At 69.7% G+C, this 23974-nt stretch carries 19 protein-coding genes and 3 tRNA genes; 9 read left to right on the top strand and 13 right to left on the bottom strand.

All coding sequences use genetic code 11. The features are described 5' to 3' along the window. Positions 1-43: 43 nt before the first annotated feature. Together AB8810_RS08925 and AB8810_RS08920 are read right to left on the bottom strand one after the other, a co-directional pair. Positions 44-1432, bottom strand: coding sequence for an ATP-binding protein (locus tag AB8810_RS08925; RefSeq protein WP_369916302.1), 1389 nt, complete (start codon positions 1430-1432; stop codon positions 44-46). After that, a complete protein-coding gene (locus AB8810_RS08920; RefSeq protein WP_206230036.1) occupies positions 1429-2154 on the bottom strand; it encodes a response regulator in 726 nt (241 codons plus the stop codon). The genes AB8810_RS08925 and AB8810_RS08920 overlap by 4 nt, the downstream gene beginning before the upstream one ends. A 203-nt stretch (positions 2155-2357) precedes the next feature. Here AB8810_RS08920 and AB8810_RS08915 point away from each other — a divergent pair, with 203 nt between their 5' ends. The 3 genes from AB8810_RS08915 to AB8810_RS08905 are packed head-to-tail and all read left to right on the top strand — an operon-like array spanning position 2358 to position 7061. Further along, positions 2358-3605: an efflux RND transporter periplasmic adaptor subunit gene (locus tag AB8810_RS08915; protein WP_369916301.1), complete on the top strand. Its 1248-nt coding sequence runs from the start codon at positions 2358-2360 to the stop codon at positions 3603-3605. A gap of 10 nt (positions 3606-3615) precedes the next feature. Further along, a complete protein-coding gene (locus AB8810_RS08910) occupies positions 3616-5574 on the top strand; it encodes a MacB family efflux pump subunit (RefSeq protein WP_369916300.1) in 1959 nt (652 codons plus the stop codon). 2 nt (positions 5575-5576) lie between these two features. Then, complete coding sequence (locus AB8810_RS08905; protein ID WP_369916299.1) at positions 5577-7061, top strand: efflux transporter outer membrane subunit; 1485 nt, start codon at positions 5577-5579, stop codon at positions 7059-7061. Between the two features lie 394 nt (positions 7062-7455). On the opposite strand, the gene rlmB is transcribed toward AB8810_RS08905, so the two are convergent. From rlmB to AB8810_RS08890, 3 genes are all read right to left on the bottom strand, one after another. Further along, the gene (gene rlmB / locus AB8810_RS08900; protein WP_003467227.1) at positions 7456-8202 is read right to left on the bottom strand and encodes a 23S rRNA (guanosine(2251)-2'-O)-methyltransferase RlmB; all 747 of its coding nucleotides are present in this window, start codon (positions 8200-8202) and stop codon (positions 7456-7458) included. Positions 8203-8588: 386 nt separating this feature from the next. After that, positions 8589-9059: a GFA family protein gene (locus tag AB8810_RS08895; protein ID WP_369916298.1), complete on the bottom strand. Its 471-nt coding sequence runs from the start codon at positions 9057-9059 to the stop codon at positions 8589-8591. A 264-nt stretch (positions 9060-9323) separates the two neighbouring features. Further along, positions 9324-10262 (bottom strand): NmrA/HSCARG family protein, encoded by a 939-nt coding sequence (locus AB8810_RS08890; RefSeq protein WP_369916649.1) that lies wholly within the window; start codon positions 10260-10262, stop codon positions 9324-9326. Between the two features lie 105 nt (positions 10263-10367). Between AB8810_RS08890 and AB8810_RS08885 the strand changes: the two genes are divergently transcribed. Beyond that, complete coding sequence (locus AB8810_RS08885) at positions 10368-10739, top strand: winged helix-turn-helix transcriptional regulator (protein WP_369916297.1); 372 nt, start codon at positions 10368-10370, stop codon at positions 10737-10739. A 312-nt stretch (positions 10740-11051) separates the two neighbouring features. Here the strand turns inward: AB8810_RS08885 and rnr are convergent, their stop codons facing one another. Beyond that, on the bottom strand, positions 11052-13520 hold the full coding sequence (gene rnr / locus AB8810_RS08880) for a ribonuclease R (RefSeq protein WP_369916296.1): 2469 nt from the start codon (positions 13518-13520) through the stop codon (positions 11052-11054). Between the two features lie 136 nt (positions 13521-13656). Beyond that, positions 13657-13743, bottom strand: a tRNA-Leu gene (locus tag AB8810_RS08875). A 435-nt stretch (positions 13744-14178) separates the two neighbouring features. On the opposite strand from AB8810_RS08875, the gene AB8810_RS08870 reads away from it, so the two are divergent. From AB8810_RS08870 to AB8810_RS08860, 3 genes are all read left to right on the top strand, one after another. Then, positions 14179-14613 carry a VirK family protein gene (locus AB8810_RS08870; RefSeq protein ID WP_179565817.1) on the top strand — a complete coding sequence of 145 codons (435 nt, stop codon included), beginning with the start codon at positions 14179-14181 and terminating at the stop codon, positions 14611-14613. Positions 14614-14727: 114 nt separating this feature from the next. After that, a tRNA-Leu gene (locus tag AB8810_RS08865) sits at positions 14728-14814 on the top strand. Between the two features lie 445 nt (positions 14815-15259). Beyond that, a tRNA-Leu gene (locus AB8810_RS08860) sits at positions 15260-15346 on the top strand. Positions 15347-15543: 197 nt separating this feature from the next. On the opposite strand, the gene AB8810_RS08855 is transcribed toward AB8810_RS08860, so the two are convergent. Beyond that, on the bottom strand, positions 15544-15741 hold the full coding sequence (locus AB8810_RS08855) for a hypothetical protein (RefSeq protein ID WP_179565819.1): 198 nt from the start codon (positions 15739-15741) through the stop codon (positions 15544-15546). A 296-nt stretch (positions 15742-16037) separates the two neighbouring features. Here AB8810_RS08855 and AB8810_RS08850 point away from each other — a divergent pair, with 296 nt between their 5' ends. After that, positions 16038-16382, top strand: coding sequence for a helix-turn-helix domain-containing protein (locus AB8810_RS08850; protein WP_179565821.1), 345 nt, complete (start codon positions 16038-16040; stop codon positions 16380-16382). A gap of 121 nt (positions 16383-16503) precedes the next feature. On the opposite strand, the gene AB8810_RS08845 is transcribed toward AB8810_RS08850, so the two are convergent. The 5 genes from AB8810_RS08845 to AB8810_RS08825 all read right to left on the bottom strand — a co-directional run bounded on the left by AB8810_RS08845 (position 16504) and on the right by AB8810_RS08825 (position 22900). Next, a complete protein-coding gene (locus AB8810_RS08845) occupies positions 16504-18045 on the bottom strand; it encodes a GDSL-type esterase/lipase family protein (RefSeq protein WP_369916295.1) in 1542 nt (513 codons plus the stop codon). A gap of 134 nt (positions 18046-18179) precedes the next feature. Beyond that, positions 18180-19757 (bottom strand): DHA2 family efflux MFS transporter permease subunit, encoded by a 1578-nt coding sequence (locus AB8810_RS08840; RefSeq protein WP_179565825.1) that lies wholly within the window; start codon positions 19755-19757, stop codon positions 18180-18182. An 8-nt stretch (positions 19758-19765) separates the two neighbouring features. Then, the gene (locus tag AB8810_RS08835; protein ID WP_179565827.1) at positions 19766-20947 is read right to left on the bottom strand and encodes an efflux RND transporter periplasmic adaptor subunit; all 1182 of its coding nucleotides are present in this window, start codon (positions 20945-20947) and stop codon (positions 19766-19768) included. 10 nt (positions 20948-20957) lie between these two features. Continuing rightward, positions 20958-22442, bottom strand: a complete 1485-nt coding sequence (locus AB8810_RS08830) for an efflux transporter outer membrane subunit (protein ID WP_191825595.1) — start codon at positions 22440-22442, stop codon at positions 20958-20960. A gap of 8 nt (positions 22443-22450) precedes the next feature. Beyond that, a complete protein-coding gene (locus tag AB8810_RS08825) occupies positions 22451-22900 on the bottom strand; it encodes a MarR family winged helix-turn-helix transcriptional regulator (protein ID WP_179565831.1) in 450 nt (149 codons plus the stop codon). Between the two features lie 140 nt (positions 22901-23040). Here AB8810_RS08825 and AB8810_RS08820 point away from each other — a divergent pair, with 140 nt between their 5' ends. After that, entirely contained in the window at positions 23041-23934 is an 894-nt protein-coding gene (locus AB8810_RS08820) for a helix-turn-helix domain-containing protein (RefSeq protein WP_191825596.1), read from the top strand. The last annotated feature ends 40 nt before the right edge of the window (positions 23935-23974 follow it).

The following is a 23974-nucleotide window of genomic DNA, read 5'->3' as shown; positions in this document are numbered from 1 at the left end:
GTAGGCAAAAATCCGCCGCCGCGGGTGGACGCGCGTGCCGCGCTCAGTTCCGGCGCAGCGGCGCCGCCCATTGCACGCAGGCTTCCAGGCCGCCTTCGGGCAGGTTGCGCAGGCGCAGCGTGGCGCCGTCCTTCTCGGCCAGCGCACGGGCGATGGTCAGGCCCAGGCCGGCGCCGCCGGTCTCGCGCGAGCGCGACGTCTCCAGGCGTACGAACGGCGCGAACACGGTCTCCAGTTCGGCCTCGGCGATGCCCGGGCCGCGGTCGCGCACGTACACGGCGAGCGTCCCGTCGGCATGGCGCTCGGCGGCCACCCGCACCGATCCGCCGTATTTCAGCGCGTTGTCGACCAGGTTGGAGAACAGCCGGTGCATCGCCAGCGGGCGCAGCGGCAGCACCGCGCCGCAGCCGTGTTCGAAGACCGCGTCGGCGCCGGCCTCGGCCGCATCCTCGACCACGCTCTGCAGCAGCGAATCCAGGTCCAGGGCGGCGCGCTGTTCGGCGGTCTCGGCGCTGCGCGCCAGTTCCAGGCCTTCGCGGATCAACGCCTGCATCGCCGCCAGGTCGCCGATCAGGCGCTCGCGCAGCGCTTCGTCCTGCACGTTCTCCAGCCGCAAGCGCAGCCGCGTGGACGGGGTCTGCAGGTCGTGGGTGATCGCCGCCAGCATCTGCGTGCGTTCGCCCAGATGCCGCTGCAGGCGCTGCTGCATCGCATTGAAGGCCTGCGCGGCGCGGCGCACTTCCAGCGGCCCGCGCACCTGTAGCGGCGGGCGCTGCAGGTCCTGGCCGAGGTCGGCGGCGGCATCGGCCAGCCGCTGCAGCGGCGTGCTGGCGATGCGCGCGACCACGTAGGCCAGCAACGCGATGGCCAGCGCCAGCAGCGACAGGAACAGCGGGTCCACCGCCAGCGCGGTCTGCCGCGCGATCGGCTGGGTCTGCAGGCCCAGCCGCAGCGGCGTGCCGTCGTCCAGGCGCAAGGCGATCAGCCGGCAGGTCGGCGGTTCCAGCGAGGCGTCCTGGCGGTCGAAGTCGCGGCGCTGCGGCGGCGGCAAGAAATCCGGACGCTGCGGCATGCAGGCGGGCATGTCCAGGCGCGACACCTGCGCCGGCGCGAGTGCGCCGCCGCGCGCGCCGAGCACCGCGGCGAAGACCGGGTCCGGCGCCTGCCCACGCGTCGTGGCCGGCAGGATGCGGATGCCCGGCCCGCCCAGCGACAGCAGCCGCGCGCGCAGTTCCGGGCCGGCGCTCTGCAACAGTTCGACGAAACTCTGCAGGCGGTCGGCGGCGCGCTCCATGTTCTGCCGGTCGAATTCCTGGCGGCGCTTGGCATTGGCCAGCAGCGTGGCGAAGCTCGCCGCGCAGGCCATGCCCAGCAGCAGGATCAGGAACAGGCGCCCGGCCATCGAGGCGAAGAACCGGCGCAGCCGCTTCATTCCAGCGCCACCGCCGCGGCCAGCACATAGCCTTCGTTGCGCACGGTCTTGATCAGGCCGTCGCCGCCGCTGTCGCCCAGTTTCTGCCGCAGGCGGCTGATCTGCAGGTCGATCGCGCGGTCCTGCGCCTCGTACTGGCGGCCGCTGCTCAGCGCCACCAGCTGTTCGCGCGACAGCACCTTGTTGGCATGGCCGACGAACACCCGCAGCAGGCGGAATTCGGCGCCGGACAGCACCACCACCCTGCTGCCCGGATCGACCAGGTGGCGTTGCTCCAGGTCGAACAGCCAGCCGCCGAAGCGTGCGCGGCGGATCGCCAGCGGCTCCAGGTTGGCCGGCAGCGCCTCGGTCCGGCGCAGCACGTTGCGGATCCGCGCCAGCAGTTCGCGCGGTTCGAACGGTTTGGCCAGGTAGTCGTCGGCACCCATCTCCAGGCCGAGCACGCGGTCGATCGGCTCGCTGCGCGCGGTCAGCATGATCACCGGCGTGCTCGACTTGGCGCGCAGGTCGCGGCACAGGGTCAACCCGTCCTCGCGCGGCAGGTTCAGGTCGAGCACGATCAGGTCCACGTGTTCGCGCTCCAGCACCTGGCGCATCTGCGCGCCGTCGCTGGCGGTGCTGACCTGATAGCCGGCGCGGCCCAGCTGTTCGGCCAGCAGGGTGCGGATGTCGACGTCGTCGTCGACCACCAGCAGGCGATGCATCGTCGGTTCTTCCTTCATGCGGCGATGATCCATCCTAGCCGATCGGCGCGCGCGCCCGGTGCGTGTCGCCGCGTATCGCCAGCCTGGCCGGAAACACTTCGATACGGGCCACGCTGAACCCGATACACGCCGACACAGAGCGTGCGTTGAGGCCGGGCGGGCGCGGCCGCCATGCTGCTGTCGACGCCGCAGCACGCGGCCAGGCTACAGGTCCCGCCTCAGTGAAATCCGCGCTTCCCAAGACACGACGCAACCGCATCGTGCTGCTGATCCTTGCGCTGCTGCTGCTCGCCGCGATCGCGGCCTGGTGGCTGCGGCCGCCGGCGGCACCGACCCTGGCCACGTCGCCGGTAGTGCGCGGCGACATCGAGCAGACCGTCGAGGCCACCGGCACGATCAAACCCTCGCAACTGGTCAGCGTCGGCGCGCAGGCATCCGGCCGCATCGAGTCGCTGAAGGTCAAGCTCGGCGACAACGTCAAGGCCGGCGACCTGATCGCCGAGATCGATTCGCGCACCCAGCTCAACACGCTCAAGAGCGCGCAGGCGGCGCTGCAGAACGCGCGCGCCACGCGCCAGGTGCAGGTCGCCAACCTGCGCCAGTACGAACTGGCGTTCAAGCGCCAGCAGCAGATGCTGGCCGCCGAAGCCACCTCCCAGGCCGACTACGACAGCGCGCGCGCCACGCTGGAAGGCACCCGCGCGCAGATCGCCGCGCTCGACGCCACCATCGCCGAGCAGCAGACCACGGTGGACAGCGCGCAGACCACCCTGGGCTACACCAAGATCACCGCGCCGATCGACGGCACCGTGGTCGCGGTGGTGTCCAAGCAGGGGCAGACGGTCAACGCCAACCAGAGCACGCCGACCATCGTCATGCTCGGCAACCTCAACACCATGACCGTGTACGCGGAGATCTCCGAAGCCGACGTGGTCAAGACCAAGGAAGGCCAGCCGGTGTACTTCAGCATCCTCGGCAATCCGGACAAGCGCTACACCAGCACCCTGCGCGACATCGCCCCGGCGCCCGAATCGGTGACCAGCGAGGACAGCACGTCCACGACCACGTCCTCCTCGTCCACCTCCACCTCCAGTTCGGCAATCTACTACTACGGCCTGTTCGACGTGGACAATGCCAGCCGCGAACTGCGCACCTACATGACCGCGCAGGTCAGCATCGTGCTCGGCAAGGCCAGCAAGGTACTGAGCATTCCCTCGGCGGCGCTGGGCGACAAGCGCGGCGACGGCCGCTACACGGTGCAGGTGGTCGGCGCCGACGGACGCCCGCAGCCGCGCACCGTGAGCATCGGCCTCAACAACAACGCGCAGGCCGAAGTGAAGAGCGGCCTGCGCGAGGGCGAGCAGGTGGTGGTCGGCGAGGCCACCGCCGCGACCAAGCAGGCCGCCATCGAGAAGAACAGCCAGCGCCGCGGCGGTCCCGGCGGCGGCCCGCCGCCGATGGGCATGTGAGGCGCCGGCCATGAGCGAAGCACTGCTGCAGCTGCGCGACCTGCGCCGCGAATTCCCCGCCGGCGACGAGACCCTGGTGGTCCTGCGCGACGTCAACCTGGATATCGCCGCCGGCGAGATGGTTGCCATCGTCGGCCAGTCCGGTTCCGGCAAGTCCACCCTGATGAACATCCTCGGCTGCCTGGACCGGCCCACCGCCGGCAGCTACCGCGTGGCCGGCCGCGCCACCGGCGCGATGCAGCCGGACGAGCTGGCGCAGCTGCGCCGCGAGCACTTCGGCTTCATCTTCCAGCGCTACCACCTGCTCGGCGACCTCGACGCCAGCGGCAACATCGAAGTGCCCGCGGTGTATGCCGGCATGCCTGCGGCGGCGCGCAGCGCGCGCTCGGCCGAGCTGCTGCGCCGGCTCGGGCTCAGCGACCGCGCCGGGCATACCCCGGGCAAGCTCTCCGGCGGCCAGCAGCAGCGCGTCTCGATCGCGCGCGCGCTGATGAACGGCGGCCAGGTGATCCTGGCCGACGAACCCACCGGCGCGCTGGACACACGTTCGGGCGAGGAAGTGATGGCGATCCTCGGCGAGCTGCATGCCGAAGGCCACACCATCATCATCGTCACCCACGACATGTCGGTGGCGCAGCACGCGCAGCGCATCATCGAGATCCGCGACGGCGCGATCATCGCCGACCGCGCCAACCCGGCGATCGACGCGCGCCGCGCCGCGCGCCGCCTAGAGCCGGCCGCGGCCGGCGGCAGCCGCTTCCAGGCGCTGCGCGACCGGTTCACCGAAGCGTTCCGGATGGCGCTGCTGGCGATGAACGCGCACCGCCTGCGCACCTTCCTGACCATGCTCGGGATCATCATCGGCATCGCCTCGGTGGTCTCGGTGGTGGCGCTGGGCAACGGTTCGCAGCAGCAGATCCTGTCCAACATCTCCGCGCTCGGCACCAACACCATCGAGGTCTATCCGGGCAGCGGCTTCGGCGACATGCGCTCGGGCCGGGTGCAGACGCTCAAGGCGCGCGACGCCACCGCGCTGGCGCAGCAGAGCTACGTGGACAGCGCCACGCCCAACGTCTCCACCTCGGTCACCGCGCGCTACGGCAACCAGTCGGCCACCGCCCAGGTCAGCGGCGTCGGCGAGCAGTATTTCCGGGTCAAGGGACTGAAGCTGGCCGAGGGCGCGTTCTTCGGCGCCGAGGCGGTGTCGGGCATCGAACAGGTGGCGGTGATCGACCAGAACACCCGCGCGCAGTTCTTCGGCAAATCGCCGCGCAGCCCGATCGGCCAGGTGATCCTGCTCGGCAACGTGCCGGTGCGCGTGGTCGGCGTGGCGCAGAAGCAGACCACCGGCTTCGGCAGCAGTTCCACGCTGAGCGTCTGGGTGCCCTACACCACCGCGATGTCGCGCATGCTCGGCCAGAGCTACGTATCCAGCATCACCGTGCGCGTGTCCGACGCCACCCCGATGGATGCGGCCGAGCAGGCGCTGACGCGGCTGCTGAAACTGCGCCACGGCAGCGAGGATTTCTTCCTTAGCAACAGCGCCGAGATCCGCGAGACCATCGAGAAGACCACGCAGACGCTGACCCTGATGATCGGCGCGATCGCCGCCATCGCGCTGGTGGTCGGCGGCATCGGGGTGATGAACATCATGCTGGTGTCGGTGACCGAACGCACCCGCGAGATCGGCGTGCGCATGGCGGTCGGCGCGCGGCAGAGCGACATCATGCAGCAGTTCCTGATCGAGGCGGTGCTGGTGTGCCTGCTCGGCGGCCTGCTCGGAGTCGGCCTGGCGCTGGCGCTGGGCCGGGTGTTCGCCGCGGCCGGCGGCAGCTTCAGCATGATCTTCTCGACCGGCTCGATCGTCGCCGCCTTCGCCTGCTCCAGCCTGATCGGCGTGGTGTTCGGCTTCCTGCCCGCGCGCAACGCCGCGCAACTCGATCCCGTGGAGGCCTTGGCCCGCGAATGAACATGCTCTCCTCGTTACGCCCGGCGCTGTTGCCGCTGGCCCTGCTCGCCACGCTGTCCGGCTGCGTCAGCACCGGCCAGTACCGCGCCGCGCCGATCGCCGTGCCGCAGCGGTACGCCGCCGGTGCCGACACGGCGGTCGACGCGCGCCAGCCGCTGGCGCTGCAGGCCACCTACCCCGCCCACGACATCGCCGCCGACGCCTGGTGGCAGGGCTTCGGCGATCCGCGCCTGGACCGGTTGGTCGCACGCGCACTGGCGGTCAACGCCGACCTGGCTACGGCCGGGTTGCGCCTGCGCAAGGCGCGGCTGCAGGCCGGCCTGAGCGAGACCGAGCTGTGGCCCAGCGCCAGCGGCAGCGTCAGTGCCTCCGGCAGCCGCGCCACCGACCATCACGACGACGTCGCCCGCAGCAATGCCGCCAGCGTGTCGCTGAGCTGGGAAATCGACCTGTGGGGCAAGCTGCGCGCGCAGCGCGATGCCGACCGCTGGGAAGCCGAAGCCACCGACGAGGACCGCGAGAACACCGCGCTGGCCCTGGTCGGCGAGGTCTGCGACCAATACTGGCAACTCGGCTATCTCAACCAGAGCATCGCCGCCGGCGAGGAGAATCTCGCGCGCCTGGCCAAGACCCTGCAACTGGTGCAGGTGCAGTTCCAGGCGGGCGACGTGTCGCGGCTGGAAGTGCGCGAGGCCGAGCAGAACCTGGAAAGCCAGCGCACCGAGCAGAGCAAACTGCTGCAAGAGCGCGTGGAAGCCCGCAACAAGCTGACCGTGCTACTGGACGGACAGCCCTGGCCGCAGGCCGAGGAACCGCAGAATCTGGACGCGTTCGCGCGCCCGCCGCTGGCGCCGGGCCTGCCGGCGCAACTGCTGGCGCGCCGCCCGGACCTGCGCGCGGCCGAACTGCGGCTGCGCAGCGCACTGGCCGACATCAAGGTCACCGCGACCAGCTATTACCCGACCCTGAGCCTGACCGGCTCGCTCGACGGCAGCAGCGCCACGCTGGCGAACGTGCTGAAGAATCCGCTGGCCACGCTCGGTGCCGGACTGACCCTGCCGTTCCTCAACCTGCGCCAGGCCCAGCTCAATACCCGCATCACCGGCACCAGCTACGAGATCGCCGCCAGCACCTTCCGCACCACGCTGTACACCGCCCTGGGCGATGTCGACAACGCCTTGTCGGCGCGCACGCAACTGGAAACGCAGGTTGCCTCGGCGCAGAACGCCTTCGACGCCGCGCGCGACGTGGAGCGCATGTACGAAGTGCGCTACCGCAGCGGCGCCACCGACCTGCGCACCTGGCTGGACGCGCAGCAGACCCGGCGCAGCGCGGAACTGACCCTGGCCCAGGCCAGGCTCGACCAGCTCAACAACGACGTCACCCTGTACCAGGCACTGGGCGGCAGCGGTGCGACGCCATCGGATGCAGGTGCAACGTCGGCAACGGCCGTGGCGGCGACGCGCGCAGCAATCGACCAGCGCTGAAGCGGAACATCGCCGCGAACGGCTCCAGGCGGCTTGGGGACAATGGGCCAGACCGAAGGTCGGCCCGCACGGGCCCGGTCGGGGCTGAAGCCCCTCCTACAGTGCACCCAGCCGGCACCTCCGCCGTCCCCGCACAAACTCCTGTAGGAGCGGCTTCAGCCGCGACAGGCAGCGTGGCGGGCCTTCGGGCTTCGGATACCGAAGCCCCTCCAAAGCGCATCCGGCCAAGCATACGGCGCCCCCTGTGGGAGCGACTTCAGTCGCGACGCGCGAAGTGGAGAGTCGAACGACTTTGGTCAGGTCGGAGCTGAAGCCCCTCCTGCGAATGCACCACGCCGGCGCATGCGTCGCGTGCAGCAAAACCCTCCACGACGCGGCGCGCATGGACGGCGCCTCACCCCATGCGCTGCCGCACCGCCTCGAACAGGGTCACGCCGGTGGCCACCGACACGTTGAGGCTCTCGATGTCGCCCGGCATCGGGATCTTGACCAGGCCGTCGCAGTGCTCGCGGGTCAAGCGGCGCAGGCCGTCGGATTCGCCGCCCAGCACCAGCGCCACGTTGCCGCGCAGGTCCTGCGCGTACAGCGAGGTCTCGGCCTCGCCGACCAGGCCGTAGATCCACACGCCCTGCTTCTGCAGGTCGCGCAGGCAGCGCGCCAGGTTGGTCACCGCCACGATCGGAATGCGGTCGGCGGCGCCGGCCGAGGTCTTGCGCACGGTGGCGTTGACCGGCGCCGACTTGTCCTTCGGGATCACCACCGCGGTCGCACCGGCCGCGGCCGCACTGCGCAGGCAGGCGCCGAGGTTGTGCGGATCCTGCACGCCGTCGAGCACCAGCAGCAGCGCGCGGCCCTCGGCGGCGGCGACCAGGCCTTCCAGTTCGTTCTCGCCCCAGGTACGCGCCGCCGCATAGCGCGCGGCCACGCCCTGATGCCGCACCGAGCCGCCGACGCCGTCCAGCGCCTGGGTGTTGACCCGCCGCACCTCGATGCCCTTGCGCCGCGCGTTCTCCTCGATCTCCACCAGCCGCGGATTCTTGCTGCCCGCCTCGATCAGCACTTCGCGCACGTTGTCGGCATCGTTCTCGATCGACGAGGCCACGGCGTTGACGCCGACGATCCACTGGTTCTGCTTGCTCATGAGGCGGGGACTGCGAGGAAGGAAAGCGGGAATGGTAGGCGTTGCCGGCGCTCACGTCACATCGCCGGCGCCGCATGACCGCAGCGACCGGGCGCCTGCGGCGTGCGCGGCTGGGGGGCAGAACCAGGGGAGACGGCAGCCGAGCAGGCGGCGCGCATGGGAATCGCGCTCGCCGGCCCGGCCCGGCCTGCGCCGCATGACCGCGCCGGCCTGGCGCCTGCGTCTTGCGCAGCGCGCATGCAACCGCGCCTGCCCGACACGGACAGAAGCCACCTGCGGCGGCCGCGACACACCCGCATGCCGATGCGGCGCGCTCGCCACCGCATACACGCGGACCTTCGGCAAAACCTGGGCTAGCGGCCTCCGACGGCCCGGCAACGGCCCGCTCAGGCCGGCCAACGCCCGGTGTCGTGGTCCGGATGCTGGTGCGACACCAGCTGCGCCAGGAACGGCGCGTTCTCCAGATCGTCCTCGGTGGTGCGCACAGGCAACCGGTGCAGGCCGTCCACGAACGGCAGCTTGGCTTCCAGCCCGTACTGGATCCGCGGCGGCAACGCCGCCGGCTGATCGAACGCACCGGCGGCCACGGCGACGCCGTCCGGCGCCTCGTAGGTCAGCGGCGTGCCGCAGTCGGCGCAGAAGCCGCGCCGCACCAGGTTGGAGGACTGGAAATGCTTCGGCGCGCCGCGCGTCCACACCAGCTCCGCACCGCGCGTGGACACCAGCGGCGCGTAGTAGGCGCCGAACGCCTTCTGGCACATCCGGCAATGGCAGATCGACGCGTCGTCGAGCCGGCCGCGCACCCGGAAGCGCACCGCGCCGCACTGGCAACCGCCGCTGTACTGGTTCTGATCCATACATGTTCCTGGGCGCGGACTCGGTAGCCGTTCGGCCCCGACTGTTTTACCAGAACTGCGCGAGATGGGCAGTGGGCTGTCCCGCGCTGTCGAGGGCAAATCGCTCGGGCAGAGGCACCTTCGAGGTCGGCGGACCGCACGAATCGCTCTGCACCTTGCTGCCCGGCCGACCGGCAGTGTGGCAACAGGAGTAAAAGGCCAGCCGAGCGGACCGTGACTCGGACAGTGTGCCGAGGCGGCCCCGCATACCGTTCGACGCGCTCGTTAGCGCAACGCGATTGACGCCGCGGTCGGTCTGCGCGCTTTTTCGAAAAGCTCGCTGCCCGGCCCTTGCAGCCATTCCGCAAAGCTCATCAGCCCACCGAATTCCTCGCCAAACGCCTTGATCTCCGAGACGCCCTGAAATTTTCCATCGTCGATGAGTGCCGCCAAGCGCCCAAGAAAGGCGTTTTCCGCCAGGAGGCTCTCGGGAAAGCGCGTATAGACGATTTTTGCGTTCGCAGCCTTGCTGAAGGCGTCCGCCAGTTCGGTGCCCGTAAGCTGATCTCCCGCGATTTCGATGGATCGACCGGCAAAGCGTTCTGCGCCGGCGAAAATAGCGGCGACGATTTTTCCGATGTCGTCGACGGCGATGAACTGCATCGCCTGGTCCGGACGCATGAAAAAGCTGAAGCGTCCCTGATCCAGACCCATCCCAGGCAGCATCAACATCTCCATGAACGTATGCGGCCGGACGATAGTGCTGGCGAGATTCAGGCGCCTGACATGCGCTTCGATTTCGGACTTGCTGTCGAAATGCCCCATGCCGGTCGGACCTCTGCCCGCGGCGGCCACAGAGGTGTAGACAAGATGCTGTACGCCGCTTGCGTCGGCGATGTCGGCGATGTTCTTGCCATACCGGATCTCGTCCTGGTCCGTCACTCCATAGGCGGCGCCTTGTCCCGAACTGGGTTGAATGCTGAAAACGCCGTAGGCGCCGCGCATCGCACTGGCGATCGACCTCTTATCCGAAAGGTCGCCTTTGACCACTTCGACACCCGCCGTTGCCAGAACCCGCGCTTTTTCGCTGTCCGGATCGCGGACCAGTGCCCTGACCGGCCAACCCTGGGCCATCAGCGCATGCGCGACAGCTCCGCCTTGCTGGCCCGTGGCGCCGAATACCAGCACTGTCCTTCCGGCGCTGGCGCCACTTTCGAAATCCATCTGCACGGGGATGCTCCGCATTGTCGGAACTCATAAAGTATACGTAATATATCTGGATGCAATTACGCACCTGCATGCTACTAGGTACCCTGGAGTATCCCTGTCGTGTCGACTACATCGCTTGAAGATCTGGAGCTGAATCGCCTGGTGCTCGAAGAGATCACCAGCAAGTGGACCCTGCTTGTGCTGAACAGCCTTTGCGAAGGCCCCCTGAGGTTCAATGCGTTGCGGCGCGCGCATACAAGCATCACGCAGAAGGCGCTGACGCAGTGTCTTCGCAGGCTTGAAGCCACCGGGTTCATCACCCGCACGGTCGTCAGCACCAGCCCGGTTGCCGTCGTCTACGAAATCTCACCGCTCGGCGCCTCTTTGGAGCCGCACCTGCAAGGAATTCTGCGCTGGGCGGAAGCGCACCGAGATCAGGTTTTCGCTGCGAAAAAAGCCCATGCCGGCGCAAGCGCGGCCTCGTCACCCTGAGTCCAGGCCGGTCCGGTGTTGCGGCCGGGACATCCTGAGTCGAACGCATCCTCGCCGCCGTGCGGCCTCAACGGCACCAAGATCCTGCCGAACTCGTCGATCTCGGCATCGGCGGCGGCGCCATGACATCGGCATGATGCAACCCGCTCAATCGACGCATCCGCGCGCCTGCTGCACAACGGCGAAGCCGCTTCCCGGCAGAATCGGATGCATTGCCGTCCATCACCATGGCCGCATGCGCAGGCGATGCGCCTACCGCGCCACTTGCGCGATCGCGGCGGCCGCCAAGCGGGCCGCCGCGACGCCGCGCCGTCAGTACTTCTTTTTCTTGCGCTTGGCCGGCTGCTGCTGCCCACGTTCCGGCGGCGGCGGCATGTCGGTCATCGGCTCGCCTTCCACCACCAGGCGGAAATCGATCTTGCGCTCTTCCATGCTGGCCTTGAGCACCAGGATGCGGACCCGGTCGCCGAGGCGGAACTGCATGCCGCGGCGCTCGCCGGACAGGGTCTTGCGCACCGCGTCGAACTGGTAATAGTCCTGCGGCAACTGGGTCACGTGGATCAGGCCGTTGACCTTGGACTGGTCCAGCTCCACGAACAGGCCGAAGCTGGTGACGCCGCTGACCACGCCGTCGAACTGGCCGCCGACGTGCTTTTCCATCCACGCCGCGCGGTAGCGCTCGTCGACCTCGCGCTCGGCCTCGTCGGCACGGCGCTCGCGCTCGGAGCACTGCAGCGCCAGCGCCGCCATCTCGCGCGGCGAATACAGGTACTTGTCCGGCGCGCCGCGGGTCAGCGCGTACTTGATCGCGCGGTGCACCAGCAGGTCGGGATAACGGCGGATCGGCGAGGTGAAGTGCGCGTACGCCTCCAGCGCCAGGCCGAAGTGGCCGGCGTTGTCCGGCGAGTAGACCGCCATGCTCTGGCTGCGCAGCAGCACCGACTCCAGCAAGGCCGCGTCGGGGCGCTCGCGCACCTTCTTCAGCAGCTTGGTGTAATCGCCCGGCACCACCTTGCTCCATGGCGGCAGGCTCAGCTTGAATTCCTTGAGGAACTCGAGCAGGTCGGCGTACTTGGACTCCGGCGGCCGCTCGTGCACGCGGTACGGCGCCGGGATGCGCGCCTCCAGCAGGTGCCGCGCCGCGGCCACGTTGGCGGCGATCATGCATTCCTCGATCAGCTTGTGCGCGTCGTTGCGCACCAGCATCCCGGCCTGGGTCACCTCGCCGGTGTTGTCGAGCACGAAGCGCACTTCCGAGGTCTCGAACTCGATCGCGCCGCGGCGCGAACGCGCCTTGGCCAGCACGTGGAACAGCTGGTACAGCCGCTCGATCTGCGGCAGCACCGCGGCCACGTCCTTGCGTACCTGCTCGTCTTTCTCGCCCACCGCCTGCCACACCTGGTCGTAGGTGAGCCGCGCATGCGAATTCATCACCGCCTCGTAGAAGCGCGCGCCGGCCACCTCGCCCTGGCGATCGATCTGCATGTCGCAGACGAAGCACATGCGGTCGACCTTGGGATTGAGCGAGCAGATGCCGTTGGACAGCGTCTCCGGCAGCATCGGCACCACGAAGCCGGGGAAATACACCGAGGTCGCGCGGCGGATCGCTTCCACGTCCAGCGGCGTGCCCGGGCGCACGTAGTGCGACACGTCGGCGATGGCGACAACCAGGCGGAAGCCTTCGGCGTTGGGCTCGCAGAACACCGCGTCGTCGAAGTCCTTGGCGTCGGCGCCGTCGATGGTCACCAGCGGGGTCTGCCGCAGGTCCACGCGGCCCTTGATCGCGGCCGGCTCCACCGTCATCGGCACCGCCGCGGCTTCGTCGAGCACCGCCTGCGGGAATTCGTACGGCAGCTCGCGGCCGTGGATCGCGGTTTCCACCACCAGCGACGGGGTCAGCTTGTCGCCGAGCACCGCGATGATCTTGCCGATCGGCGGGCGCCGCCCGTCCGGGGTGGAGGTGAGTTCGCACACCACCAGCTGGCCGTCGCGGGCCTCACCCATCGCATCGGTCGGGATCTGGATGTTGCGCTGGATGCGCTTGTCGTCCGGCACCACGTAGGCGATGCCGCCCTCCATGCTGAAGCGGCCGATCAGCCGGCTCAGGCCGCGCTCGAGCACGCGCGCGATGCTGCCTTCGCGGCGGCCGCGGCGGTCGATGCCGGTGACGTTGGCCAGCGCGCGGTCGCCATGCAGCACCTTGCGCATCTCGTAGGGCGGCAGGAACAGGTCGTCGCCGCCTTCGTCCGGGCGCAGGAAACCGAAGCCGTCGGGATTGGCGATCACCACGCCGGGGATCAGGTTGGTCTGCTGCACCGGCGCGTAGCCGCCGCGGCGGTTCTGCACCAGCTGCGCCTCGCGCAGCATCGCGCCCAGGCGCTTGCTCAACGCCTCCATGCGCGATGGTTCGGTCAGGCCGAGCTGCCCGGCCAGTTCCTCGAGCGTCTGCGGGCCGTCGCAGCGGTCCAGCAACTGCAGGATCGCCTCGCGGCTGGCGATCGGCTCGGCATAGCGCTCGGCCTCGCGGGCGGCGAACGGATCGGCCACCGCGGCGGCCGGCTTCTTGCGCGAGGACGGTGCGGACACGGGCTCGGGCGGATGCAGCGGCTGCAACGGCGGCTTGGGGCTACGCCGCAGGAAACTGGGGAGGCTGGGCATCCACGACGGCATCTTGGATTTCTTCGGCGGCGGCGGAGCCGCCGGGGCGCCGGCCTTGCTGGCGGGCGTGTCGTGGGATGCGGATTTGCCGGGCTTGCCGGACTTGGTTTTTCTATTGGTCATCCACCCATGGTACTCGCTGGGTCGTCAACGCAGGCAAACCGGCGACCAGACCCGGCGGCAGAGCGGCCCAGAAACGACGAGGCCCGCGTCAGCGGGCCGGTCGTTGCGGGAGTTCAGCGCTCCCGCGTGTTGCATGTGGTGCCCAGAAGAGGACTCGAACCTCCACGAAGTTGCCCCCGCTAGCACCTGAAGCTAGTGCGTCTACCAATTCCGCCATCTGGGCGATGGAGGCCGCGAATTCTGCGGGCGTCGCGCACCCTTGTCAATGCCGGCGCGCGACGCGCGGTCCGGCGTCGCGCGCCACCGCCAGACGCAATGGGCATTCCGGGATCCCCCCGGCTTGATCGCCCGACGCGCCAGGCGCCGCGCATCCGCCTGCGGCATGCGACGACGCCGCCCACAACGCAGCGCGGCGCCGGATCGCAAGCGGCAACGTCCGGGCGGCACCGGCATGCGCGAGCACGGCGCATTCGGCAGAAAACCGCATCTTTCGTGCGGATCCGGACACGACGCGAAACCTGCGCCGGGGCGAGCGGACCTGCTTCGAACAAGCGCTGTGACGCAGCCGGGAGAACGCGATTTTGTCGGTTGACCGCGCAGCGCAAAGGGCTAGCGTGCGTGCGGCGAACCGCCCCTCCCCCACGCTCCGGAGCTCCGCATGAAGTCCCTGCCCCTGTCGCTGCTCGCCGCCTCGCTGCTCGCCTTCGCCCACCCCGCCGGTGCCGCCACGCGGCTCGATTCGCTCGCCGAGATCGAACGCTCGCTGGAGAGCGGCGCCTCGGTCGCGGTCGCGATCGACCTGAGCCAGTGCACGCCCAGTGCCGGCGGCGCCACCCCGACCCAGACCCGCGGCGGCCTGCGCATCGGCGCATACCGGGTGATCGAAGACGGCACCCTGTCCTTCGCCGACGAGCACCTCACCGTGGGCCGCGACGGCAAGCCGATCCAGCAGTTCCTGCGCTACCAGGTGCACCCGGACAGCCGCATCGACTTCAGCATGGCCGTGTTCGCCCTGCCCGGCTACCAGCAGAACGGCGCCACGCTCGGCTACCGCTGCGCGATCAACCAGGGCCTGCGCTTCACCGCCAGCTGATGCGCCGGCAGGCGGTACGTGCGCCGCAGGCACGGCGCACGTACCGCCGAAGCGCGCGTGCAAAACGCCGCTTGACAGCGACACGCGCAACCGACAAAATTCTCGGCCTGTATCGCCCAGGTGGCGGAATTGGTAGACGCACTAGCTTCAGGTGCTAGCGGGGGCAACTTCGTGGAGGTTCGAGTCCTCTCCTGGGCACCATTCGATACAGCAGCAAAGAAAAACCCGCTCCGGCGGGATTTTTTTTGCCTGTCGTTTGCTTGCGTGCCGCGATGGTTCGCGCAGCGCCGCGGCCGCGGCCGGCGCACGACTCCGTGCAGGCCTGCGTGGATGTTTCTGCTGGAGGGACCCGCGCCTCCAGGCTTCATCGGAAATGGCGTGTCTGCGCTGACGCCCCTTCCACGACGTCAGCCGCTGACGTGTCGATGCCGCACGGCGCCTCGGCGATTGCCGATGCGGCCGGCATTCCCCACCCAAGTCGCGGTGTCGCGACCGGAGCGTCATGCCGCCGATCGACCGGCATGCGCGGACCAGTTGCAGCGGCGATGCGGCGCACTACAGCCGCTGTCGTGTGGCCGCGGCGTCGGACCCGCGAAAACCTGCTTGACAGTCCCCGGCGCTGCCAGCAGAATTCCGCGCCTGTATCGCCCAGGTGGCGGAATTGGTAGACGCACTAGCTTCAGGTGCTAGCGGGGGCAACTTCGTGGAGGTTCGAGTCCTCTCCTGGGCACCATCGATACGGCAAGCGTTGTAAAGAAAAACCCGCTTCGGCGGGTTTTTTGTTGCCTGCGGCGCAGGCGATGCCCGCCGCAATCGGCAGCGGCGAACGAACCAAGCAGGATTCCGCGCCCGTAGCGCGGCAACGCACGTCGCCGCGTCCCGGCCGCCGCGCGGCGCCGCCCCGCACGCAACGGCGCAGCCGCCGCGCGCTCAGCGATGCGGCGGGCGGAACGCGCCGATGTCCACGCGCACGCCGTCCACCCACACCGCGACCATGTACGCCCGATAGCCCGGGTTGTGGCGCTCGGCCGCGCGCGCGGCCAGATACGCGTTGGCGGCGTGGACCAGGACATACAGTGCCGGCTCTAGGTGCGCCACGCGCCGCAGCTTCACTTCGTAGGTGGCCATGCCCCACCCTCCGCCGCGGCGGCGGCCGCACGCCGCTCGCTCGCCGCGGCCTGGCCTGCCCAGGGAAAGAACGCCGCGGGGCGCCGCTGCGCCGTCGCTGCAACGGCAATGGAAACTAGGCGAAATACCATGCACTCCTCGGTCGTCCGTGTCCGCTGTGCGCGCCCTCACGCGTCAGCGCGGCCCGCACCGCCAAAGTATCGAATCTCCGAACATCTAGAGTCAAGCATGGCTGTACGACAAGGTTACGGATGCTCCATATCTTGGTAGGCCCCGTAACTGCAAGGCCCACCGCGATGAAAAGCTTCGGCGACCGTTTGCGCGAAGCCAGGAAAGCCGCCGGGCTCACCCAGGAACAATTGGGTTTCGCGCTGGGCGTGACCAAGTCGTCGGTGTCGGCGTGGGAGAACAATCGCGAGACCCCGAGCTTCCGCCTGTTGCCGAACCTGCGCGGCGTGCTCAAGCGCTCGCTGGACGAACTGATCTGCGGCCAGGGCGGCGCGCGCCTGCACGACCTGCCGGCCGATTACGCGCTGCAGGCGCACGACACGCACGAACAGGCGCTGCTGACCCGCTACCGCAACCTGCCGGCGCGGCGCCGCGAAGCGGTGCTGGAACTGCTCAAGCCGGACAAGGGCTGAGCGCGCCGCCGCATCCGCCAGCGAGCCCCCCTGTAGGAGCGGCTTCAGCCGCGACAGGAACTTGCCGAAGGTGCATGTCGCGGCTGAAGCCGCTCCTACAGGGGCTTCCCGGCAGCGCGTTTCAACCGCCGACGCCGATCTCGCGCAATGCCTCGCCCCAGATCCGGTAACCGTCCTCGCTGGGATGGGTGCTGTCGGGCATCAGCGCCTGCGGCAGGCGCCCGTCGGGTTGCAGGAAGCGCGCGCCGATGTCCAGCCAGCGCACCGCCGGATCGTGGCCGAAACGCGCGGCCAGCAGGCGGTTGGTCTGCGCGATCGGGGCGCGCAGCGGCGCGTCGGCGGCGAAACCGCGCGGCAGGATGCCCATCAGCACGATCTTGCTGCGCGGCAGCCGCTGGCGCACCTCGGCGACCACCGCGGCCACGCCGTCGGCCGCTTCCTGCGGCGTGCTGGCCCGCGCATTGTCGGTGCCGGTGAGGTTGTTGGTGCCGATGTTGATCACCACCCAGCGCGGCGCCAACCCGTCCACTTCGCCCTGCCGCAGCCGCCACAGCACGTTCTGGGTGCGATCCCAGCCGAAGCCCAGGTTCAGCACCCTGGCCGCGCCGAAGGTGCGCTGCCAGGCCTGCGCGCCGCCGACCCGGGTGGCCTGCGGCGGCCCGCCCCAGAAGTGGGTGATCGAGTCGCCGAGCATCACCACTTCGGGCCGCAACTCGCGCGCCGCCTCCAGCGCCGCATGGTGGCGCGCGTACCAGTCGTAGGAATCCTGCTCCAGCCACGGCACCGGCACGAGCGCGGGATTGACCTCGGTCATCGCCGCCAGCGGCACCCGCGGCGGCTCGCCGAGCAGGCGCGCCAGGGTCGGCTCGATCGCCTCGGCCATGCGCCGCTGGCCGCGCGTGTCCGGGTGCAGGGCGTCGCCCGGCGGATGCAGCCGCGGATCGTAGAACAGGCTCTGGTCGAGCGCGCCGTCCTTGCGGAACACCGCGCCGATGTCGAGATAGGCGACGCGCGGATTGTCGCCGTAGCGCACCGCCAGCGCGCGGTTGACCTCGGCGTCGCGCGCGCTCTTCTGCGCCGATCCGGCGCTGGGCAGCAGGCCGAGCAGCAGGATCCGCGTCTTTGGCAGGCGCTGCTCCAGGGTCGCCACCACCGCGTCGATGCCGAGCACGGTGTCGGCGGCGCTGTGCCGCTCGTGGCCGGTGTTGTTGGTGCCGATCAGCAGCATCGCGACCTTGGGCTGCAGGCCATCCACTTCGCCGTGCTGCAGCCGCCACAGCACGTGTTCGGTGGCATCGCCGCTGAAACCCAGGTTCAGCGCGCCGCGGCTGCCGTAGAAGGTCTGCCAGGTCGGCTGGAAATCCTCGTCCGGGGCATTGGCCTTGTCGTAGTTGTGGGTGATCGAGTCGCCGATCAGCAGCAGCGGCGTGTCCGGATGCGCGCGCGCCTGCGCCAGCACCTGCTGGTGGCGCTGCGCCCACCAGGCTTCGTGCAGGCGGTCGGTCGGGGTGATCGCCGCCACGTTCGGCTCGGCCTGCGCGCTGCCGACGCCGAGGGCGCCGAGGCACAGCAGCAGCGCCGCATGCTGCCGGGCGCGTGCAGCGCCGCGGCGCGGCCGCGAGGAATCCGAGCGGGACCACAAGGCGCGCAGAAAACGCTGCATGTCCGAACCTGCCGATGCTTGCGAGGGAGCGGCATTCTGGTCCGCCGCTCACTGCGGCGGCAAGCGCGCCTGCCGCCGCCGCACAAACGAAACCCCGCACGCGGCGGGGTTTCGTCGTTGCCGGCGCGCCGGACTCAGTGACCGCCCGCCGCGGCCGCTCCGCCGCCGCCCGCGAACGGCGGCTTGGCCAGCCACAGGAAGAAGATGATGCCCAGGAACGTCCAGCCCAGCAGGTAGAAGATGTCGTTGAAGCCCATCTGCGAGGCCTGGTGGTTGATGGTGTTGTTGAGGAAGGCGGCACCGGTCTGCAGGTCGCCCTGCCCCATCGCCTGCACCTGCTCCTGCATCCCCGGCGTGTACGTGGAGATGTGCTCGGTCAGGTGCGCGTGGTGCAGTTGGGTGCGCTTGGCCCACAGGTAGGTGGTCAGCGAGGCGGCGAAGCTGCCGCCCAGCGTGCGCAGGAACGTGGCCAGGCCGGAACCGGCGGCGATCTCGCGCCCGTCCAGGTCCGACAGCAGGATCTGCAGCACCGGCATGAAGAACAGCGCCACGCCCACGCCCATCAGCAACTGCACCCCGGCCACGTGGGCGAAATCGACCTGCAGGTTGAAGTCCGAACGCATGAAGCTGGTCGCCGCCATGAAGATGAAGGCGATGCTGGCGAGCATGCGCAGGTCGAAGCGCGAGGCGTACTTGCCGACGAACGGGGTCATCAGCACCGGCAGGATGCCGATCGGCGCGGTGGCCAGGCCGGCCCAGATCGCGGTGTAGCCCATGTCGCGCTGCAGCCACTGCGGGATCAGCAGCGACACGCTGAAGAACGCGGCGTAGGCCACGATCAGCGCCATCGTGCCGGCGCGGAAGTTGCGGTGGCGGAACAGGCGCAGGTTGACGATCGGATCCTTGTCGGTCAGCTCCCAGATCAGGAACACCGCCAGCGCCACCGCCGAGATCGCGGCCAGCACCACGATCTTGTCCGAACTGAACCAGTCCTCGTCGTTGCCCAGGTCCAGCACCAGCTGCAGGCAGCCGACGCCGATGATCAGGGTGATCAGGCCGACGTAGTCCATGCGCGGGCGCTCTGTCGGTTCCGGACGGCCGCGCAGCTGCGAGCCGACCACGAGCGCGGCGATGATGCCCAGCGGCACGTTGATCAGGAAGATCCATTCCCAGCTGTAGTTGTCGGTGATCCAGCCGCCCAGGATCGGGCCGGCGATCGGCGCGACCACGGTGATCATCGCCAGCAGCGCCAGCGCCTGCCCGCGTTTCTCGCGCGGGTAGATCGACACCAGCAGGCTCTGCGTAATCGGATACATCGGCCCGCACACGAAGCCCTGGATCGCGCGCGACACCACCAGCATGCCCATGCTCTGCGCCAGGCCGCACAGCAGCGAGGCGATGGTGAAGGACAGCGTGGCCCACACGAACAGCTTGGTCTCGCCGAAGCGCCGGCTCAAAAAACCGGTAAGCGGCAGCGCGATCGCATTGCTGACCGCGAACGAGGTGATGACCCAGGTCGCCTGCTGCGAACTGGCGCCGAGGTTGCCGGCGATGGTCGGCAACGAGACGTTGGCGATGGTGGTATCGAGCACCTGCATGAACGAGGCCATCGCCAGGCCCACCGTGCACAACGCCACGCTGGGCGGGCGGAACGCGGCGGCCGGTGCGCCCGGAGCGCCGGGCGCGGCAGGAGTGGCAGCTTGGTTGGACATGGCCGGACTCAGTTCGCCTTGGCGGCGTCGGGCAGGTTGGCGTGGATGATCTGCGCGATGGCCTCGTCGGCCTGGCCCAGCTGCTGCGCGTAGACGTCGGTATCCAGCAGCGTGCCGGTGGCGAACTTGGTCGGCAGCACGCCGCCGTTCTGCTGGTGCAGGTTCACGTCCACCTTCATCGACAGGCCGATGCGCAGCGGATTCTGCGCAAGCTGCTTGGGATCGATGGCGATGCGCACCGGCACGCGCTGCACGATCTTGATCCAGTTGCCGCTGGCGTTCTGCGCCGGCAGCAGCGAGAACGCGCTACCGGTGCCCAGGCCCAGGCTCTGCACCGTGCCCTGGTAGCGCACCGCGCCGCCGTACAGGTCCGACTCCAGTTCCACCGGCTGGCCCAGGCGCATGTGCTTGAGCTGGGTTTCCTTGAAGTTGGCTTCCACCCACACCTGCTCCAGCGGCACCACCGCCATCAGCGCGGTGCCGGGCTGCACGCGCTGGCCGACCTGCACCGAGCGCCGCGCGACGTAGCCGGACACCGGCGCGACGATCGCGCTGCGGGCATTGTTGAGGAACGCCTGGCGCACCTGCGCGGCGGCGGCCTGCACGTCGGGCTGGTGGGCCACGCCGTTGTCGTCGATCAGCGCGCGGTTGCGCTCCACCGTCTCGCGCGAACCGCTGACCGCGGCCTCGGCGGCGGCCAGCTGGTCGCGCGCATGCGCCAGTTCCTCGGCGGAGATCGCGCCGGTGGCGACCAGGCTGCTGCGGCGGGCGACGTCGGCGCGGGCGCGCTGCAGGGTCACCTGCTGCGACGACAGTTCGGCCTGCGCGCCTTGCACGCTGCGGAACAGGCCGCGCACCTGGCGCACGGTGCGCGCCAGATTGGCCTCGGCCTGCTGCAGCGCGACCTGGGTGTCGGCCGGATCGAGCTTGACCAGCAACTGGCCGCGCTCCACGCGCATGCCGTCGTCGGCGCCGATGCTGACCACGGTGCCGGCCACCATCGGCGTGATCTGCACCAGGTTGCCCTGCACGTAGGCGTCGTCGGTGTCTTCGTGCCAGCGGCCGGAGACGAAGTACCAGATCGCCAGCGCGATCAGCACCAGCACCACCAGCACGGCTAGGCCGCGCAGCAGCATGCCGCGCCGGCTCGGGGCGGGAGCGGAGGAATCGGGAGTCGTTGTCTGATTCATTGCAGCGGTCTCAGGAATGCGTGGAAGCGGAGGAGGTCGACGGCGCGTCGGCGGCGGAGGTGGCTTCGTAGCCGCCGCCCAGCGCCTGGTTCAGGCGCACCGACACCAGGATCTGGTTGGACTGCAGCGAGGCCAGGCGCTGCTGCGCCTCGAGCAACTGCTGCTGCACGCTCAGCACGTCCAGGTAGTTGCCGATGCCGGCGCGGTAGCGCTGCTGCGCCAGGTCGAAGGCGGCCTGCGCGGTGCCCACCGCCTGCGCCTGCTGCTGCGCCTGCTGCGCCAGCGAACGCGCCGCGCTGACCTGATCGGCGACCTCGCGCAGCGCCGCCACCAGCGCCTGGTTGTAGGTGGCCACCGCCAGGTCGTATTGCGCATCGCGCTCGGCCAGCTGGCTGCGCAGGCGACCGCTGTCGAACAGCGGCAGGCTCACGCTGGGCGCGAACACGCCGAGCAGTGCGTCGCCCTTGAACAGGTCGGCGGGATTGGTCGCGGCGACGCCGCCGAGCGCGAGCAGGTTGATGGTCGGATAGAACTGCGCCTTGGCCGCGCCGATGCTCTGCGACGCCGCCTCGACCCGCCAGCGCGCGGCGACCACGTCCGGGCGGCGCCCGAGCAGATCGCTGGGCAGCACCGACGGCAATTGCACCGCCACCGGGTCGAGCGGCCGCGGGCGCTCGATCTCAAGCCCGCGATCCGGGCCGCGGCCGAGCAGCGCCGCCAGCGCGGTACGCGCCTCGTCGATCTGCTGCTGCGCCGCCTGCTGCTGCTGGCGCGCGGCCGGCACCCGCGCCTCGGCCTGGCGCAGCTGCAGGTTGCTGTCGATGCCGGCGCCGACCCGCTGCCGCACCAGCTTCAGGCTGTTGTCCGAGCGCGCCAGCTCTTCGCCGGCCAGGTCGTACAGGCGCCAGGCGTAGCCGAGCTGCGCATAGGCGCGGGCCACGCCGGCCGACAGGTCCAGGCGCGCGGCCTGCGCATCGACCTGCGCCGCATGCGCCTGGTCCACCGCCGCTTCCCAGGCCGCGCGCTTGCCGCCCCACAGGTCGAAGCCGTAGCTGAAGTCCAGCAGCGCCTGCTCGTTGTGGATGTACTTGCCGCCGATCTCGTCGCCGGCCAGTCCCTTGGGCAGTTGCAGGCCGGTATAGCCGGCCGACAGCGACAGCTTGGCGCCGCGGTCGGCATTGGCCGCGCCGGCCTGCGCCTGCGCCAGGCGCAGCCGCGCGTCGGCCGCTTCCAGGTTCGGCGTGCCCTGCAGCGCCTCGGCGATCAGCGCGTCGAGTTGCGGGTCGCCCAGCGCCTTCCACCAGTCCTGCTGCGGCCAGGCGGCCGGCGCCAGCTGGTCGGCGGCCAGGGTCTTGCCGGCCTGCAATTGCCGGTCGGCATCGAGCCGGCGACCCTGCGGTTCCAGGCCACGGCTGCTGGCGCAGGCGGCCAGCGCCAGGGTGAGTGCCGCGGCCGCGAACGGGCGCAGGCGATGGGACGAAGCGGAGAGGTTCATAAGCGGAGTCATGGCGAATTGAGGGAGTCGCGGACGCGGGTCAACAACGATGTGAGGTGTTCGCGCTCGTCGGCCGAGAGGTCGCGCAGCGCGCTGGCGATGGCCTCGTCACCGCGCTGCTTGAGCTGCTGCCACAGCGCGCGCCCCTCGTCGGTCAGCACGATCTGCAGCGCGCGGCGGTCCTGCGCATGCGCTTCACGGCGTACCCAGCCCAGGTCCTGGAACTTGTCCAGCAGGCGGGTGACCGCGCTGGGGTTCTGGTCGATGGCCTGGGCCAACTCGTTGGCGGTGCAGGGCGACATGTACGCCAGCGCCTTCATGCCGATGTAGTGGCTGAAGCCCAGGCCCAGCTGGAGTTCGGTCATCGAGGCGTCCAGGCGGCGCATCAGCCCGTCGCGCACCTGCCGCAGCAGCAGGCCGAACGAGGGTGGACCAGGGAGGGAGGGAGCGCAGTTCATGGGCGCCAATTATTTTCATTTGGAAATATATGTCAAGAAAATATCGCGGAAATAATTAAATGCTGCGTTGCAACAGCGGAACGCTGGCGCGCCGCCACTCTAGCGCCGCGGCGGCCTGGCCCAGTATTACAATCGGGACAATGGATATCGAAAACCAGCCATTCGCCTCCCTCCCCTCGCCACAGCGCGGCGCATCGGCCGACCTGCACGATCCGCGCATCGCCGAATGGTTCGATCAGGCCGACGGTCCGCCGCTGCTGGCGTTCCTGGCGCAGACCCCGGTCGCGCTGGAACACGAGGTGGACTGGCACCGGCATGTCCGCGGGCAGATGATCTGCGTGGAAGAGGGCTTGCTCGGCACCCGCACCGAGCACGGCCACTGGACGCTGCCGCCCGGTTGCGCCGGCTGGATGCCGCCGCAGGAGCTGCACACGGTGCAAATCGCCGGACCGCTGCGCATCTATGTGCTGCTGGTCCACCCGGCAGCCTGCGCGGAGCTGGCCGATCGTCCGTGCGTGATCGGCATGAACGGCCTGCTGCGCGAGCTGCTGCTGCGGGTGGCCGCGTGGGGCATGCCGCAGGCCCTGGATGCGGACCAGCAGCGGATCTGCGCGGTGCTGCTGGACGAACTGCGCCAGGCGCCGATCGAGCGCCTGCACCTGCCCATGCCCAGCGACCGCCGCCTGCTGCGCATCGCCGCGCAATTGCTGGCCACCCCTGCCGATCACCGCTCGCTGGCGCAGTGGGCGCAGTGGGCCGGACTGTCGCCGCGCAGCTTGAGCCGGCATTTCCGCGAGGAAACCGGGCTCAGCTTCGCCGGCTGGCGGCAGCAGGCGCGACTGGCCGAGGCGCTGCGCCAGCTCAGCGACGGCGCCAGCGTCGCCGACGCCGCGCATCGGCTCGGCTACAGCAGTCCCAGCGCCTTCGTCACCGCCTTCCGCAGCCATTTCGGCAGTCCGCCGGCACGCTATCTTGCCGCTGCCGGCCGCGCCGGCGCGACGCGCGGCTTGGCATCGCCGGCCGCATCCGGATAATCGACCGGCTGACCTGCGGCGCCCGCCGCCGCGTTCCCCT

The sequence above is a fragment of the Xanthomonas sp. NCPPB 3005 genome (assembly GCF_041228095.2).
GTDB classification, from domain to species: Bacteria; Pseudomonadota; Gammaproteobacteria; order Xanthomonadales; family Xanthomonadaceae; genus Xanthomonas_A; species Xanthomonas_A bonasiae.
Note: the sequence above shows the minus strand (reverse complement) of the source record. Positions and strands in the feature narration are given on the sequence as shown.

What these genes read in the sequence shown, in the direction of transcription:
- AB8810_RS08925 (WP_369916302.1), bottom strand. Translation starts at nt 1,432, where the DNA reads ATGAAGCGGCTGCGCCGGTTCTTCGCCTCGATGGCCGGGCGCCTGTTC.
- AB8810_RS08920 (WP_206230036.1), bottom strand. Translation starts at nt 2,154, where the DNA reads ATGAAGGAAGAACCGACGATGCATCGCCTGCTGGTGGTCGACGACGAC.
- AB8810_RS08910 (WP_369916300.1), top strand. Translation starts at nt 3,616, where the DNA reads ATGAGCGAAGCACTGCTGCAGCTGCGCGACCTGCGCCGCGAATTCCCC.
- AB8810_RS08905 (WP_369916299.1), top strand. Translation starts at nt 5,577, where the DNA reads ATGCTCTCCTCGTTACGCCCGGCGCTGTTGCCGCTGGCCCTGCTCGCC.
- rlmB (WP_003467227.1), bottom strand. Translation starts at nt 8,202, where the DNA reads ATGAGCAAGCAGAACCAGTGGATCGTCGGCGTCAACGCCGTGGCCTCG.
- AB8810_RS08895 (WP_369916298.1), bottom strand. Translation starts at nt 9,059, where the DNA reads ATGGATCAGAACCAGTACAGCGGCGGTTGCCAGTGCGGCGCGGTGCGC.
- AB8810_RS08890 (WP_369916649.1), bottom strand. Translation starts at nt 10,262, where the DNA reads ATGGATTTCGAAAGTGGCGCCAGCGCCGGAAGGACAGTGCTGGTATTC.
- rnr (WP_369916296.1), bottom strand. Translation starts at nt 13,520, where the DNA reads ATGACCAATAGAAAAACCAAGTCCGGCAAGCCCGGCAAATCCGCATCC.
- AB8810_RS08870 (WP_179565817.1), top strand. Translation starts at nt 14,179, where the DNA reads ATGAAGTCCCTGCCCCTGTCGCTGCTCGCCGCCTCGCTGCTCGCCTTC.
- AB8810_RS08855 (WP_179565819.1), bottom strand. Translation starts at nt 15,741, where the DNA reads ATGGCCACCTACGAAGTGAAGCTGCGGCGCGTGGCGCACCTAGAGCCG.
- AB8810_RS08850 (WP_179565821.1), top strand. Translation starts at nt 16,038, where the DNA reads ATGAAAAGCTTCGGCGACCGTTTGCGCGAAGCCAGGAAAGCCGCCGGG.
- AB8810_RS08845 (WP_369916295.1), bottom strand. Translation starts at nt 18,045, where the DNA reads ATGCAGCGTTTTCTGCGCGCCTTGTGGTCCCGCTCGGATTCCTCGCGG.
- AB8810_RS08840 (WP_179565825.1), bottom strand. Translation starts at nt 19,757, where the DNA reads ATGTCCAACCAAGCTGCCACTCCTGCCGCGCCCGGCGCTCCGGGCGCA.
- AB8810_RS08835 (WP_179565827.1), bottom strand. Translation starts at nt 20,947, where the DNA reads ATGAATCAGACAACGACTCCCGATTCCTCCGCTCCCGCCCCGAGCCGG.
- AB8810_RS08830 (WP_191825595.1), bottom strand. Translation starts at nt 22,442, where the DNA reads ATGAACCTCTCCGCTTCGTCCCATCGCCTGCGCCCGTTCGCGGCCGCG.
- AB8810_RS08825 (WP_179565831.1), bottom strand. Translation starts at nt 22,900, where the DNA reads ATGAACTGCGCTCCCTCCCTCCCTGGTCCACCCTCGTTCGGCCTGCTG.
- AB8810_RS08820 (WP_191825596.1), top strand. Translation starts at nt 23,041, where the DNA reads ATGGATATCGAAAACCAGCCATTCGCCTCCCTCCCCTCGCCACAGCGC.